At 37.0% G+C, this 14,857-nt stretch carries 13 protein-coding genes; 5 read left to right on the top strand and 8 right to left on the bottom strand.

Features of this window, described 5'->3' with window-relative positions; genetic code table 11:
* Positions 1-2 precede the first annotated feature (2 nt).
* From nqrC to fabF, 5 genes are all read left to right on the top strand, one after another.
* Positions 3-701 carry an NADH:ubiquinone reductase (Na(+)-transporting) subunit C gene (gene nqrC, locus K6119_RS16715; RefSeq protein WP_221833515.1) on the top strand — a complete coding sequence of 233 codons (699 nt, stop codon included), beginning with the start codon at positions 3-5 and terminating at the stop codon, positions 699-701.
* A gap of 5 nt (positions 702-706) precedes the next feature.
* The gene (locus K6119_RS16710) at positions 707-1,381 is read left to right on the top strand and encodes an NADH:ubiquinone reductase (Na(+)-transporting) subunit D (RefSeq protein ID WP_221833513.1); all 675 of its coding nucleotides are present in this window, start codon (positions 707-709) and stop codon (positions 1,379-1,381) included.
* An 11-nt stretch (positions 1,382-1,392) separates the two neighbouring features.
* Positions 1,393-2,091: an NADH:ubiquinone reductase (Na(+)-transporting) subunit E gene (gene nqrE, locus K6119_RS16705; RefSeq protein WP_221833511.1), complete on the top strand. Its 699-nt coding sequence runs from the start codon at positions 1,393-1,395 to the stop codon at positions 2,089-2,091.
* 12 nt (positions 2,092-2,103) lie between these two features.
* Positions 2,104-3,405 carry an NADH:ubiquinone reductase (Na(+)-transporting) subunit F gene (nqrF, locus tag K6119_RS16700; RefSeq protein WP_221833509.1) on the top strand — a complete coding sequence of 434 codons (1,302 nt, stop codon included), beginning with the start codon at positions 2,104-2,106 and terminating at the stop codon, positions 3,403-3,405.
* Between the two features lie 144 nt (positions 3,406-3,549).
* Positions 3,550-4,794, top strand: coding sequence for a beta-ketoacyl-ACP synthase II (fabF, locus tag K6119_RS16695; RefSeq protein ID WP_221833507.1), 1,245 nt, complete (start codon positions 3,550-3,552; stop codon positions 4,792-4,794).
* Between the two features lie 10 nt (positions 4,795-4,804).
* Here fabF and K6119_RS16690 read toward each other — a convergent pair whose 3' ends face one another.
* The 8 genes from K6119_RS16690 to K6119_RS16655 form a co-directional block, all read right to left on the bottom strand.
* Positions 4,805-5,674 (bottom strand): AEC family transporter, encoded by an 870-nt coding sequence (locus K6119_RS16690; protein WP_255715309.1) that lies wholly within the window; start codon positions 5,672-5,674, stop codon positions 4,805-4,807.
* Positions 5,675-5,701: 27 nt separating this feature from the next.
* Positions 5,702-7,612 carry an acetate--CoA ligase gene (gene acs / locus K6119_RS16685; protein ID WP_221833503.1) on the bottom strand — a complete coding sequence of 637 codons (1,911 nt, stop codon included), beginning with the start codon at positions 7,610-7,612 and terminating at the stop codon, positions 5,702-5,704.
* Entirely contained in the window at positions 7,605-9,503 is a 1,899-nt protein-coding gene (locus K6119_RS16680; RefSeq protein WP_221833501.1) for an acetate--CoA ligase, read from the bottom strand. Before K6119_RS16680 ends, acs begins: the two co-directional genes overlap by 8 nt.
* Positions 9,504-9,507: 4 nt before the next feature.
* Positions 9,508-9,723 (bottom strand): hypothetical protein, encoded by a 216-nt coding sequence (locus K6119_RS16675; RefSeq protein ID WP_221833499.1) that lies wholly within the window; start codon positions 9,721-9,723, stop codon positions 9,508-9,510.
* An 11-nt stretch (positions 9,724-9,734) separates the two neighbouring features.
* Positions 9,735-10,097, bottom strand: coding sequence for a response regulator transcription factor (locus tag K6119_RS16670; RefSeq protein ID WP_221833497.1), 363 nt, complete (start codon positions 10,095-10,097; stop codon positions 9,735-9,737).
* A complete protein-coding gene (locus tag K6119_RS16665; protein ID WP_221833495.1) occupies positions 10,090-12,804 on the bottom strand; it encodes a sensor histidine kinase in 2,715 nt (904 codons plus the stop codon). The genes K6119_RS16670 and K6119_RS16665 overlap by 8 nt, the downstream gene beginning before the upstream one ends.
* The gene (locus K6119_RS16660) at positions 12,797-12,991 is read right to left on the bottom strand and encodes a hypothetical protein (RefSeq protein ID WP_221833493.1); all 195 of its coding nucleotides are present in this window, start codon (positions 12,989-12,991) and stop codon (positions 12,797-12,799) included. Before K6119_RS16660 ends, K6119_RS16665 begins: the two co-directional genes overlap by 8 nt.
* A gap of 64 nt (positions 12,992-13,055) precedes the next feature.
* Entirely contained in the window at positions 13,056-14,834 is a 1,779-nt protein-coding gene (locus tag K6119_RS16655) for a sodium:solute symporter family protein (RefSeq protein WP_221833491.1), read from the bottom strand.
* Positions 14,835-14,857 lie beyond the last annotated feature (23 nt).

Genomic DNA, 14,857 nt, shown 5'->3' with positions numbered 1-14,857 from the left:
TCATGGCAATTAATAAAGATAGTAACGGATACACATTTGTTTTTGCTATCGCTCTTGTAGTGATAGTTGGAGCAGGATTGGCTGCCGTATCAATGGGATTAAAGCCAATGCAGGATAAGAATGTTGAAATCAAGAAAAAGATGGACATTCTAGGTGCTTTGAATATTGAAAGCACACGTCAAAATGCAACTGAATTATACGACAAACACATCTTAACTGATGAGTGTGTTGTTATTGGTTCAGAAGGACAAGTTAAAGATGGTTTGGTAGCATTTAATATCGACATCAAAAAACAATATAAAGACAAAAACCTTAATCCAAAGGACAGAGATTACCCACTTTATGTGGCTGATTTGGATGGTGAAACTAAGTACGTGATTCCGGTTGTGGGATCAGGACTATGGGGACCAATTTGGGGATACTTTTCAGTAGATTCTGACAAGCAAACCATTTTCGGAGCCAAGTTTGACCATCAGGGAGAAACTCCGGGATTAGGAGCTGAGATTAAACAAAAGTTCTATTACTCTCAATATGAAGGTGAAAAAATCACTGGTGATATCAAGAGTGTAAAAGACGGAACCGGAGCAGGCGTTAACGGAAAAGTTGACGGTATTACTGGAGGAACTATTACTTCAAAAGGAGTTGAAGAAATGGTGAACAGAACGCTTTCGGTTTATGTAAAATACTTTAATAACAACTAAGAGTTATGAGCGAAAAAGTAAAAGCGCCTAGAGAACCTCTATTCTCAAAGAAGAATAAAAGGTTGATTACAGAGCCTCTTGATGATAACAACCCTGTTACAATTCAAGTATTAGGTATCTGTTCGGCTTTGGCTATCACAGTATCAGTGAAGCAAGCCTTGGTAATGACAGCTTCTGTGTTTTTTGTATTAGCACTTGGTAATGTTATTATTTCAATGATGAGAAATTTGATTCCGTCAAGAATCAGAATTATTGTTCAGTTAGTGGTTGTTGCCTCTTTGGTAATTATCGTAAACGAAATATTGAAAGCATTCTTACCTGATATGGCAGAGCAGTTATCAGTTTTCGTTGGATTGATCATCACCAACTGTATTATCATGGGTAGATTTGAGGCATTTGCAATGGCTAACAAGCCTTGGCCTTCATTCCTTGATGCTATCGGAAACACATTAGGATACGGTATTGTATTGGTTTTGGTATCAATCATCAGAGAGATATTCGGAGCTGGTAAAATATTCGATATTCCTTTGTTTGGAGACAGAATCGAAAAAACAGGATTGTATAAAATCGGTTACCTGGATAACAACTTTATTATTTTGGCTCCTTTTGCCTTGTTTGCAGTAGGAATCATTATATGGGTTCAAAGAGCTAGAAACAAAGCATTAATTGAGGATCATTAAACTAAGAAATCATGGTAGATTATATAAATATACTTTTAAAAGGAGTCTTTATTGAGAACATGATCTTTGCCTATTTCTTAGGTATGTGTTCTTATTTGGCGGTTTCTAAAACTGTAAAAACCGCAGCAGGATTAGGTGCAGCAGTTATCTTCGTATTGGGAGTAACAGTGCCTGTAAACTGGTTGTTAGAAAATTATGTTTTGAAAGAAGGAGCATTATCTTGGTTAGGAGCTGAGTATGCTGAAGTTGATTTAAGCTTCTTGTCTTTCATCATGTTTATTGCCGTAATTGCATCTATTGTACAGTTAGTGGAGATGTTAGTTGAGAAATTTGCTCCTGCACTTTATGGTGCATTGGGAATCTTCTTGCCATTGATCGCTGTAAACTGTTCAATCTTAGGGGGAGCCCTTTTCATGCAAGAAAGACAATATTCAACTATTGGTGAAGCAACAACTTTCGGAATCGGTTCAGGTATTGGATGGTTCTTAGCGATTGTTGCAATTGCAGCCATTAGAGAAAAAATCAAATACTCTAAAGTACCTGCTCCAATGAGAGGTTTAGGTATCACTTTCGTTATCACAGGTTTGATGGGAATCGCATTTATGAGTTTCTCAGGAATCAACCTTGGAGGAGGTGAAGATGAAGACACAGATGTTAAAACTGATCAGGTTACTAACGTAATTGATGCTGATACAGATCAAAACGACTAAAACAACACAGAAATGGGACAAGTATTAATTATTACAGTTATAGTTTTTACAATAGTTATCTTACTATTGGTGAGCTTGCTATTATTTGTAAAAGCAAAAATTTCACCTTCTGGAAAAATTAAAATCACCATTAATGGAGATCACGTTTTAGAAGTTGACGGTGGTGGAACTTTGTTGAGCACATTAGGATCTAATGGAATCTTTTTACCATCCGCTTGTGGTGGTGGAGGTACATGTATCCAATGTACATGTCAGGTACTTTCAGGTGGAGGAAACATCCTTCCAACAGAGGAGCCTCACTTTTCAAGAAAGCAAATTGCTGATAACTGGCGTTTAGGATGTCAGGTGAAAGTTAAAGAAGACATGGAAATTCATGTTGAGGAAGAAATCATGGGGATTAAAGAGTGGGAAGCTAAAGTTGTATCAAACTACAACGTGGCAACTTACATCAAAGAATTCATTGTTGAGATTCCTGAAGACATGGATTACAAAGCAGGTGGATATATTCAAATTAAGATTCCACCGTGTGAAGTAAAATTCGCTGATATGGATGTTACTGCTCACCCTCAAGATCACCCTGGACAACCAGATAAATTTGAGAAAGATTGGGCAGAAGGACCATTTGCAATGCGTCACTTAGTAATGAAGAATGACGAAGAAGTAGTTCGTGCATATTCAATGGCTTCTTATCCTGCAGAAGGAAGAAAGATTATGTTGAATGTAAGGGTTGCAGCTCCGCCATTTGATAGAAAAACTAACACTTGGATGAATGTAAATCCAGGTATAGCGTCTTCATACATCTTTAACTTAAAAGAAGGTGATCCAGCAATTATCTCTGGACCTTATGGAGAATTCTTCATCAATGAATCAGATGCTGAAATGCTTTATGTAGGTGGAGGAGCCGGAATGGCACCAATGCGTTCTCACTTGTATGAGTTATTCAAAACAATGAAGACTGATAGAAAAGTATCTTACTGGTACGGAGGACGTTCAAGAGCAGAATTGTTCTATATCCACTATTTCAGAGAGTTGGAAAGAGACTTCCCTAACTTCAAATTTTACATGGTATTATCAGATGCTTTGCCAGAAGATAACTGGGTAGAGAAAAAAGATATCTATGATGAAGAAGGAGATGGTTTCATTGGCTTTGTTCACCAGGCGGTAATTGATCAATATTTATCTAAGCATGACGCTCCAGAAGATATTGAGTTCTACTTCTGTGGACCTCCAATGATGAACAAAGCGGTTGAGAAAATGTGTGATGATTGGGGAGTACCGCCTGAGAATGTTAGATTTGATGACTTTGGAGGATAATCCTCTAATCACAATAAATTATAAAAGCCTTTCGAAATTCGGAAGGCTTTTTTTGTCTAAGCAAATGATCTCTTTTGCATTCATTTCTGTTAATTTTGTAATCTCAAAACTCCTACTACGTCTTAGTACGAAACCTTATTGAATATGAAAAGAGTTGTCATTACAGGAATGGGAGCACTCACTCCAATCGGAAATAATTTAAATGATTATTGGAACGCCCTTATCAATGGAGAATCGGGAGCAGGTCCAATAACTAAATTTGATGCATCTAATTTCAAAACTCAGTTTGCTTGTGAAGTAAAAGGGTTTGACCCACAACAATATTTTGAGCGCAACGAAGCCAGAAAGTATGACATCTTTGTACAATATGCGGTAGCTGCCGCAGATGAAGCAATAGCTCAAGCCAAGATAAATTTTGACAAATTAGACAGAAATAGAATTGGCGTAATTTGGGGTTCTGGAGACGGAGGTGTTGACACTTTTGAAGATCAAATGCAAGCCTGGTATCAGGGAGACGGACAACCTCGTTTTAATCCATATTTTGTTCCTAAACGAATTATCAATATGGCTTCTGGTGTCATTTCAATTAGACATGGTTTAAAGGGAGTTAACTACTCCACCTCATCTGCTTGTTCAGCCAGTAACACAGCAATAATTGATGCATTTAATTACATCCAATGGGGTAAAGCAGACATGATGATCACAGGTGGATCTGAAGGATCTGTATCTGTAACTTCAATTGGAGGATTTAACGCGTCTAAAGCTTTGAGCACGAGAAATGACGACCCTAAAACTGCCTCAAGACCATTTGATCAAACCAGAGACGGATTTGTATTGGGAGAAGGAGCAGGAGCATTAGTTTTAGAAAGTCTGGATCACGCCTTAGCAAGAGGTGCCAACATAATTGCTGAAGTTGCCTCAGGCGCAATGGCGGCAGATGCATATCACTTAACTGCCACTCATCCTGAAGGTGAAGGTGCCGTTAGAGGAATGAGATTGGCTTTGGAGGATGCTGGAATTAGCCCAGACGAAATAGATTACATCAACGTTCATGCAACATCTACACCTGTTGGAGATGAAAGCGAAATAAAGGCTGTGGAAACAGTTTTTGGAGCTGACACAAAAGCCAATATCAGTGCCACTAAATCCATGACAGGACATTTGTTAGGTGGTGCAGGAGCTATTGAAGCCATAGCTTGTGTGCAAGCAGTAGTTAATGATATTGTTCCACCTACCATCAACACTTCACAAATTGATGAAAAATTCAATCCAAACTTTAATTTCACTTTGGGTAAAGCGCAAAAAAGAACTGTGAACTATGCCTTGAGTAACACTTTTGGGTTTGGAGGACATATTGCCTGCTCTATTTTTAAGAAATATAAAGCTTAATTAGCTCTTTTTACAAAAGCAATGACCACACAAATAGTGTGAATGATGAAAGAATGATACCCCAGCATAAAACTTGAGCAGTTAGTTTAGGTTGTATTTCTTCATCCATCAATAATATAGCACCACTAACCATTGGCCCCATTGCAGATTCCATCACAGATACGTCAAATATTACCTTTTCAGTATCCATCATTATAAAAGCGAGATAGACCAAAATTGGAGCAAGGACCAATTTATATGAGATTCCTAAAATGATGTTGGATGTAAACTTAAAGTCTACATATTTCGCAATTTGATAACCTACTACCAACATAGCAACCGGACTCACGGTATAAGCCAAAGCTTCCAAAACAGGACTTACTAAGTCATGCTCAATTTTAAACGGAATAAACAAGGCAACAATCAAAGCAATAAATGGAGGGAACAAAGCAACTTTTTTAAGTGCTTTTTTGATATTAAAACCTCCACTATGAGCTGAGATAATAAATTGTGCGGCTGTTGCCAGTAAAAGAAAGTTAACCTGATCTGCAATCAATGCATAAGACAAGTACTCCGCTCCAAATAATACTGTAATTACAGGAAAACCAACAAATGAAGTATTGCCAAGACCTCCTAAAATAGTAAGAGCAATTCCCTGATCAGTTTCCAGTTTATTACGCAATACAATTCTAAAAAGAATAAATGCGCCAAAAAACACAATAATCGGAGACAAGGCAGGAACCAACAAATCCTGCGAAACCTGCAAGCCGGGAACATTCACCAATGCAACCGCAGGCAATGCCACAAAAATGATCCACTTATTAGCAAACTGGATCCGATTTTGATTTAAAAATTTAAGTCTTGTCGCCAAAAAACCAATGGCGACAAGACCAAATAACAATGCAATTTCCAAACTTTATCTTTGGTATTATGCGATTCTTTCTTCTAAAATCTGCTGAACAACTTCAGGGTTTAATAAGGTTGAAATATCACCTAGACTTTCCGCTTCATTACACGCTATCTTTCGAAGGATACGGCGCATAATTTTTCCTGATCTAGTTTTAGGCAATCCAACTGTAAACTGAATCTTATCCAATTTGGCAATTGGCCCTATTTGCTCTGTAATCAATTGATTAATTTCCTTTCTTAAATTATCGTGATTACGCGATTCACCAGTTTCCTTCAGGGTAATGAATCCATACAAAGCATTTCCTTTAATATCATGTGGAAAACCAACTATTGCAGATTCTGCTACAGCATTGTGCTCATTAATGGCATCTTCAATCGGCGCAGTTCCAAGGTTATGACCTGAAACAATGATCACATCATCTACCCTACCCGTAATTCTGTAATATCCTACAGCATCTCTTCTTGCACCATCACCCGTAAAATACTTGCCTTTATAGGCTGAGAAATACGTATCTCTGTACCTTTCATGATTACCCCAAATGGTTCTGGCAATTGAAGGCCATGGAAACTTGATACACAATCTACCCTCTACCAAATTTCCTTTTATTTCTTCACCGTTTTCATCCATTAAGGCCGGTTGAATTCCTGGTAAAGGAAGCGTTGCAAATGTTGGAATGGTTGGTGTAACATAAGGAATTGGAGAAATCAAAATCCCTCCGGTTTCTGTTTGCCACCAGGTATCCACAATTGGGCTTTTCTTTTTACCTACATTGTCATCATACCAGTGCCAGGCTTCTTCATTAATTGGCTCCCCTACTGACCCTAATACCTTTAAACTTGATAAATCATATTTTTCAACATAAGCCAAATCTTCTTTAGCTAACGCCCTAATAGCAGTTGGAGCAGTATAAAACTGAGTTACTTTGTGTTTCTCTACAATCTCCCAGAATCTTCCAAAATCAGGATAAGACGGAACACCTTCAAACATTACAGTTGTAGCTCCATTTGCCAATGGACCATATATGATATAACTATGACCGGTAATCCATCCAATATCTGCCGTACACCAATAAATATCAGACTCTCTATACTGGAAGACGTTTTTAAAAGTGTAGGCAGTATAAACCATATAACCTGCCGTTGTATGAACCATTCCTTTTGGTTTTCCGGTAGATCCTGATGTATACAAGATGAACAAAGGATCTTCTGCATCCATTATTTCCGGTTCGCAATCTTTTGATGCTGCATCTAACAAAGGTTGTAGCCATTTATCTCTTCCTTCTTCCATGTGAATATCAGAGTTGATTCGCTTAGCAACCAATACACTTTTAACACTAGGGCAAGTTTTTAATGCCTCATCTACAATTCCTTTTAAATCTATTGATTTTGAACCTCTATAAGATCCATCTGATGTCAACACAATTTTACAATCACTGTCATTAATTCTCGTTGCCAAGGCAGATGATGAAAATCCTGCAAAAACAACCGAGTGAATAGCTCCAATTCTTGCACAGGCTAAAACTGCAAAAGCCAACTCAGGGATCATAGGTAAGTAAATACATACTCTGTCTCCCTTTTGCACGCCATTATCCTTTAATACATTTGCCATTTGATTGACGCGTTCTGCCAATCTTTTATAGGTGATGTGTTGCGCCTCTTCATTTGGATCATTTGGCTCAAATAATATAGCAGTCTTATCTCCTCTTGTACGCAAGTGCCTATCAATGCAGTTTTCAGTTATATTCAACTTTGCGTTTTCAAACCATTTGATTTCTGGTTTTTCAAAGTCAAAACTCATCACATTGTCCCAGCGTTGACGCCAAACAAAATGTTCTTCCGCTATTTCTTCCCAAAATTCTTCAGGTTTGTGAACAGACTTTCTGTACACTTTAAAATACTCTTCTAAATTTTTAATGTGATAATTACTCATAATTCATTTTTTGATGAATACCAATATTGTTTTCTATGTACGCTTCTTCTATTTCACTGACAATAGCTATATCGTCTATAGTTGAAGGAATTTTATATTCTTTGTTGTCCGCTATATCACGTAACAATTTTCTTAGGATTTTTCCTGATCTGGTTTTTGGTAATCTGTTTACTACCACTACATCTTTAAAAGAAGCAACAGGTCCAATTTCCTTTCGCACAGCTTGTACCAAATCACTATGAAGATCTTTAAAATCTATTTTAATTCCAGGCTTAACAACCACTAACCCTAGAGGCTTTTGTCCTTTTAACTCACAATGGACACCAAAAACAGCACATTCAGCCACCAAAGGATGCATACTGATTACCTCTTCCATTTCAGCTGTTGACAACCTATGTCCTGCAACATTGATGATATCATCTACTCTTCCGGTAATAAATACATATCCATCTGCATCTTTATACCCACCATCACCTGAAAAATAATAGCCCGGGAATTTCTTTAAATATCCATTTTGGAATCTTTCATCATCATTCCACAAACTCAATAAATTTCCTGGAGGTAAAGGAAGTTTAACCGCTACATATCCTTCTGTATTAGCTCCTTGCACAACACCATTTTCGCCCAAAATCTGCACATCATATCCGCAAACAGGAAAAGTGGCTGAGCCAGGCTTAACAGGAAAAAGCTCTAGCCCAGCCATATTTGCAATCATTGGCCAGCCAGATTCTGTTTGCCACCAATGATCTATTACAGGTACTTTTAATTGATTTTCAGCCCATCTTAAGGTTGCTACATCACAACGCTCACCAGCCAAAAACAAGTATTTCAAATTAGATAAATCAAACTTTTTAATAAACGATCCTTCTGAATCCTCTTTTCTGATCGCTCTGATGGCAGTTGGAGCAGTAAACATTACACGTACATTGTGTTCACTAATTACTCTCCAAAAAGTTGAAGCATCAGGAGTTTTAATAGGTTTACCTTCAAACAATATGGTAGTGTTTCTATTGATTAAAGGACCATATACAATGTAACTATGTCCAACAACCCAACCCACGTCACTTGCCGCCCAATAAACGTCTCCTTGCTCAACACCATAGACATTTTTCATGGTGTATTTTAATGCTGTTGCGTATCCACCCGTATCTCTAACAATACCTTTTGGTTTACCAGTTGTTCCAGAAGTATATAAAATATATGAAGGATGATCAGCTTCTACAGGAACCGGATTTACCGGATCAGATGAATCAACTAAATTGGTATAATCTACATCATAAGCTTTCTTCTCAAAAGGAACATTTTGCTTTCTATCGTAAATGATCACTTTTTCAGGTTTATGATCTGCCAGATTAATGGCTTCATCAACAAAAGGTTTGTATGGAATAATTTTATCAACCTCAATTCCATTGCTTGCACAAATAATAGCTTTTGGTTTGCTGTCGTCAATTCTAATTGCCAATTCGTGGGGTGCAAAGCCACCAAATACAACAGAGTGTATTGCTCCAATTCTAACACAAGCCAACATAGCGTAAAGAGCTTGCGGAATCATGGGCATATAAATAATTACTGTATCTCCTTTTTCAACTCCTAACTTATGTAATCCACCGGCCAACTTGCTCACTTCATTTTGAAGTTCATTATAGCTGATATGCAGTTTTTGATTCGAAACTGGTGAATCATATATTATTGCTATCTGTTCTCCAAATCCGTCCATTACATGCTTATCAACACATAAATAAGAAAGGTTTAACACACCATCTTCAAACCACCTATTAGATGTTCTGTTTAAAATATTTGTTGGCTTTTTATACCAGCCTATTTCGTTAGCTGCACGTCCCCAGAATTCCTCCGGTTGCTCAATGCTTAATTTATACTCACTTTTATACACCTTCTTACTTTTTTGAATTAAACAATCCGAACCAATTTGGATTCAAGACTTTTGCCTTGATCAACACCCACAAAATTACCAAGAAGCAAGCGCCCAGTGCAATAGATAGTCCCGGACTTAGGTTAGTTCTTGATTCAAATACAAACCTCAATGCCAAGGTTAAAACGACATAAACCGAAATTACTATGTCAGAGACCAAGGGTGATAAACTAAACTTCATAATCAATCATTTTAAAGAAGCTCTTCAACTTCTGTTATTACTTTCTTCACTGAAAAAGGCTTTGTTAGGTACTTATCAGCTCCTAAATCCAATCCTTTTTGAATATCACTTTCTTTGTTTTTAGCAGAAAGGAACACTACTCTACAGTTTTTTAATTCAGGTGAGTTCTTAATTTGTTTGAGCGTGTTAAAACCGTCTACTTTTGGCATCATAACATCTAACACCACAGCATCCGGCAATTCCTTCTTAATTATCTCTATGGCTTCAGAACCATCTCTGGCAATAAAAACCTGATGACCTTTTTTCTTAAAGGCATATTCGAGTGACATAACAATGTTCGGCTCATCATCAACTATCACAATTTTTTTACTCATTTGTTTCTTGGCTTTGTTTAGTAACAGGTATATTAAATGTTATTTTGGCACCTCCGGAAGCGCTTGGTTCGTACCAAATTGATCCGTTGTGTTTTTCTATAATTTGCTTGCAGATTGCTAATCCAAATCCACTACCACTAGGCTTAATAGTGTTTTGATGATGCGATTGGAAAAATTTATCAAAAATGTATTTTACGTCTTCATCAGGAACACCACTTCCGTTATCTGCAACTGATACATAGAGTTTATCAAACTCCTGACGGTAATCCACTTCTATGATCCCATTTTCTTTATCTGCATACTTAATTGCGTTTGACAATAGATTGGTCAATACTTGAGTAATTCTGTCCTCATCAAAATACAATTTGAAATCAGCTTCGCTTTTTAATTTGATTTCACAATTTACATTAGTTGCAATAGTTTGCAGACTTTGATAAACCTTATTAATGGTTGTTTTAATATTTTGGTATTCTAAGTCTAACTCCTCTCTACCTGTAGATAGTTTTTCATAATCCAGAATGTTGTTAATCAACCTTGATAGTCTATCTGAATCATTCAGAATATTGATAAGAAATTGAGTTTTCAACTCCTCAGGCATTTCATTAATATCTTCAATCAATAACTCTGTACTTGCTTTGATTCCGGTTATTGGGGTTTTTAACTCATGAGCTACTGTATCTAAAAACTCGTCTTTTTGTTTGTCTTTGACCAATAACTCTGAATTGGCAGCTTTTAATTGCTCTGCCAAATTGTGTAATTCATCAGACTTGTCTTTTAATATCTTATTGCTATCAATTGTCTTTTTAGATTCCTCTAGAATTTTAAGCACTTCTATTAAGCTGATTTCTTCTTCTTTCACAACAGAAGAAATTAGAATTTGAGCTGAGGCACCACCAATACTACCGGCCAACAACTTTTCAGAAAAATTAATTAATCTGGCATCTGCCATTTGCGTATCTGCTGGCAAGTCATACTTTTTAAAAAATAGATCCAATGCTCTATTTGTTTGAGCTTCACCCAGAAATTTTTTCAATACATTTTTGATATCCTCAACATAAGCCTCACCTTTCCAAACAAGTGCATTGTCCTGTAGATTTGTATAGTTTTTTGGGTCGATAAAGATTTCAGCAAAATTTCGTTCCCTATAATTTCCTTTTGCCGTTAAAGACAAAATAAAATAGGTCAAGGTATTAAAAGTTAAACTCCAGAAAAAAGCATGTGCTGTTGGTCCCATAAAATCAAGACCAAAAAGTGCCTGAGGTTTTAAAATTTCAATTCCAAAAGGGCCATATAACGTAAATGAATTATCACCAGTAAATGCTTCAATGACAAAAGGTAAAACAAAAGTGTAAACCGTGATTAACAAGCCTATAATAATCCCAATAATTGAAGCTTTGGCAGATCCTCTGTTCCAATATAGCCCAATAAAGAAAGAAGGAGCCAATTGGGCAACAATTACAAAAGCCATCAAGCCTATAGAGATTAATGGAATTTGAACTGAAAAGCTCACAAAAAACAAATACGCCAACGCAATTATCAAGAAGATTGAAATTCGTCTGATATTTTTAATTGACTTGGTATTACTATCTGTTTGACCTTGAATGAATTTTCCTAAGAATCCATACGGAATGATAAGATTATTACTCACCATGGTGCTCAAGGCCAAGGTTGAAACCACTACCATTGAAATCACGGCTGAAAATCCACCTAAAAAGACTAAAAGAGCCAGGAATGAATTTCCACTTTCTAAAGGAATCAACAATGAATAATATTCTGCATTAGATGCATCTCCATAAATAAGGTTCCCTCCCCAGGCAATATAGATTACAAAAACGTTAAACAGCAGTAGGTAAAGCGGGAACAACCAAATAGCCTTTTTAAGATGTTTTTCCCTTGAATTTTCTACCACGGCAACCTGAAATTGTCTTGGTAGTAAAAAGATAGCCATGAATGACAATACGATTAAAAACATCCAATTAAAAGCATTGTCTACACCTCCAAAAGAAGTTAACTGTTCAAAATTCTCTGTTTTCGAAATCTGATTATAAATATCGGCAGGACTATCAAACATCACAAATGAAACATACACTCCAATAATTAAAAAGAATACGAGTTTTAAAATTGACTCAAATGCCACAGAAGCCACTAATCCTCTATGCTTTTCTGTTGCATCAGAAGCTTGTGTACCAAAAAATGTTGCAAAAACTGCAAGTATTAATGCAATGTAAAAGGTAGAATCGTAAAGGATGTTATTGCCACTTTCAATACTTCCGGCAGTCATGATGTGGAATGTATCTGAAATAGCTTTTAGCTGTAATGAGATGTATGGTATTGTTGCCAATAAGGCTACAATTGTTACAACTGCACCCAATGTTCTGTTTTTACCATATCTCAATGAAATAAAATCCGCAATTGATGACACATTGTGATTCTTTGAAATTCGGATGATCTTTCGCATCAGCACTATCCATAAAGGCAATGCTATAATTGGACCCAAATAAATTGTCAAGAATTCAATTCCCGAAGTTGCTGCTTTACCAACACTCCCGTAGTAGGTCCAAGCCGTACAGTATACTGCTAAAGACAATGTATAGATATATGGATTATTGACCCATCTACTGTTTTTTCTTTTCTCAGCCCAAAAAGCTATAAAGAAAATCAGTGCCAGATACAGCACAATAATTATGATCAATCCAACACTACTCATAAAATCTAGATAAAATTCGATAAGCAATGAGTATGGACACTAACCACACAAAAAAGATGTATAAATAAAGTACCGGAATTCCTAAAACATGACCTTGAAAATCAAAAATTAGAATGAACGGCACATTTAACCCAATAAAAAGGGCCAAAGCCAGTACTACTAATTTTTGTTCATGTCTTTTTTTCATGGATACTTTATCTATATAAAAATGGGAAAAACAACTCTAAAAAGAGCTGTCTTTCCCGTTTAATTTAATGTTGAGCTGCTTCTCCTGCTCCTGAAGGGATTCTAATATCCTCAACAATTTCTTGCACCTCTTTTGGTGGAGCTGCAGTCAATCTTGACACCACAAAGGAGACGACAAAATTGACAACCATTGCAACGGTACCAAAACCTTCTGGTGATGTTCCAAACCACCAATCTTCGGCAGGTAAAGGATCCATTACTCCAACCAAACCTGTTTTAAATCTGATCATGTAGAACAGCATTAGGGAAGTACCCACAACCATTCCGGTAATTGCTCCTTGCTTGTTCATTCTCTTATCAAAGATTCCGAGAATGATAGCCGGGAAAAAGGACGCCGCGGCTAATCCAAAAGCAAGGGCGACAACGGCAGCAACGAATCCGGGAGGATAAATGCCGAACAATCCAGCCACTATTACTGCAACTAATATGCTGATTCGTGCTGCCATTAGCTCACCTTTGTCAGAAATATTTGGTTTAATTTGTTTTTTAATCAAGTCATGTGAAACAGAAGTAGAGATTACAAGTAGTAATCCTGCTGCTGTTGAAAGTGCTGCCGCTAATCCACCTGCAGCAACCAATGCGATTACCCAGTTTGGTAATTCGGCAATTTCAGGATTGGCTAATACCATGATGTCTCTATCTACATAAAGCTCATTCATTTCGGCCATATTAGGATTGGCTACTAATCTTTCACCAAACGCTCCTCTACCTTCTAAAAATTCAGGTTTTTTACCATCAAGTGCATTACCTGCTACATATTGGATTTTACCATCACCATTTTTATCAGACCAGGCGATCAATCCTGTTTCTTCCCAGTTTTTAAACCAGTTAGGCATTGAAGAATATGATTTTTCACTTACTGTTTCAATCATATTAGTTCTGGCAAAAACCGCTACTGCCGGAGCTGTTGTATAAAGAATAGCAATAAACAACAAAGCCAAACCTGCAGATTTTCTAGCGTCTCTTACTTTTGGTACGGTAAAGAACCTAACAATTACATGCGGTAATCCTGCCGTTCCAACCATTAAGGCAACTGTGATTGCAAATACATCCCATGTAGATTTTGTTCCACTGGTATATTCTTTAAATCCAAGATCAGTGTGAAGTGCATCTAACTTATCCAGTATATAGACGCCATCTGAGGTACTGCCTCCCATTCCCATTTGAGGAATTGGATTTCCAGTCATTTGAAAAGAAATAAAAATGGCCGGCACCATGAAAGCAAAAATCAATACACAATACTGTACAACCTGTGTATAGGTAATTCCTTTCATACCACCCAGGAAGGCGAACACCAATACAACCGCCATACCTATGATGACACCGACCACAATATCTACCTGGAGGAATTGTGAAAACACGATTCCAACACCTCTCATTTGACCTGCAACGTAAGTAAATGAAACTATCAAGGCACATATTACTGCTACTGTTCTTGCCGTATTAGAGTAATATCTATCCCCTATAAAATCAGGCACTGTAAACTTTCCAAACTTTCTTAAATATGGAGCTAACAGCAAGGCCAAGAGGACGTATCCACCTGTCCAACCCATTAAGTAAACAGAGCCATCATAACCACTGAATGAAATAATTCCGGCCATTGAAATAAACGAAGCTGCACTCATCCAATCTGCAGCCGTAGCCATACCATTTGAAAGTGGAGAAACGCCCCCACCTGCAACATAAAATTCTTTGGTAGATCCCGCTCTAGCCCAAATGGCTATTCCAAAATATAGCGCGAATGTTACGCCTACCAATATCCAAGTCCATAATTCAACTGACATAATAAATATCTTTAATTTCTTTT

It is taken from the genome of Paracrocinitomix mangrovi (genome assembly GCF_019740355.2).
Taxonomy (GTDB): domain Bacteria; phylum Bacteroidota; class Bacteroidia; order Flavobacteriales_D; family Crocinitomicaceae; genus Paracrocinitomix; species Paracrocinitomix mangrovi.
Note: the sequence above shows the minus strand (reverse complement) of the source record. Positions and strands in the feature narration are given on the sequence as shown.

Coding starts and splice junctions, on each gene's coding strand:
- nqrC (WP_221833515.1), top strand. CDS start 3: ATGGCAATTAATAAAGATAGTAACGGATACACATTTGTTTTTGCTATC.
- K6119_RS16710 (WP_221833513.1), top strand. CDS start 707: ATGAGCGAAAAAGTAAAAGCGCCTAGAGAACCTCTATTCTCAAAGAAG.
- nqrE (WP_221833511.1), top strand. CDS start 1,393: ATGGTAGATTATATAAATATACTTTTAAAAGGAGTCTTTATTGAGAAC.
- nqrF (WP_221833509.1), top strand. CDS start 2,104: ATGGGACAAGTATTAATTATTACAGTTATAGTTTTTACAATAGTTATC.
- fabF (WP_221833507.1), top strand. CDS start 3,550: ATGAAAAGAGTTGTCATTACAGGAATGGGAGCACTCACTCCAATCGGA.
- acs (WP_221833503.1), bottom strand. CDS start 7,612: ATGAGTAATTATCACATTAAAAATTTAGAAGAGTATTTTAAAGTGTAC.
- K6119_RS16675 (WP_221833499.1), bottom strand. CDS start 9,723: ATGAAGTTTAGTTTATCACCCTTGGTCTCTGACATAGTAATTTCGGTT.
- K6119_RS16670 (WP_221833497.1), bottom strand. CDS start 10,097: ATGAGTAAAAAAATTGTGATAGTTGATGATGAGCCGAACATTGTTATG.
- K6119_RS16665 (WP_221833495.1), bottom strand. CDS start 12,804: ATGAGTAGTGTTGGATTGATCATAATTATTGTGCTGTATCTGGCACTG.
- K6119_RS16660 (WP_221833493.1), bottom strand. CDS start 12,991: ATGAAAAAAAGACATGAACAAAAATTAGTAGTACTGGCTTTGGCCCTT.
- K6119_RS16655 (WP_221833491.1), bottom strand. CDS start 14,834: ATGTCAGTTGAATTATGGACTTGGATATTGGTAGGCGTAACATTCGCG.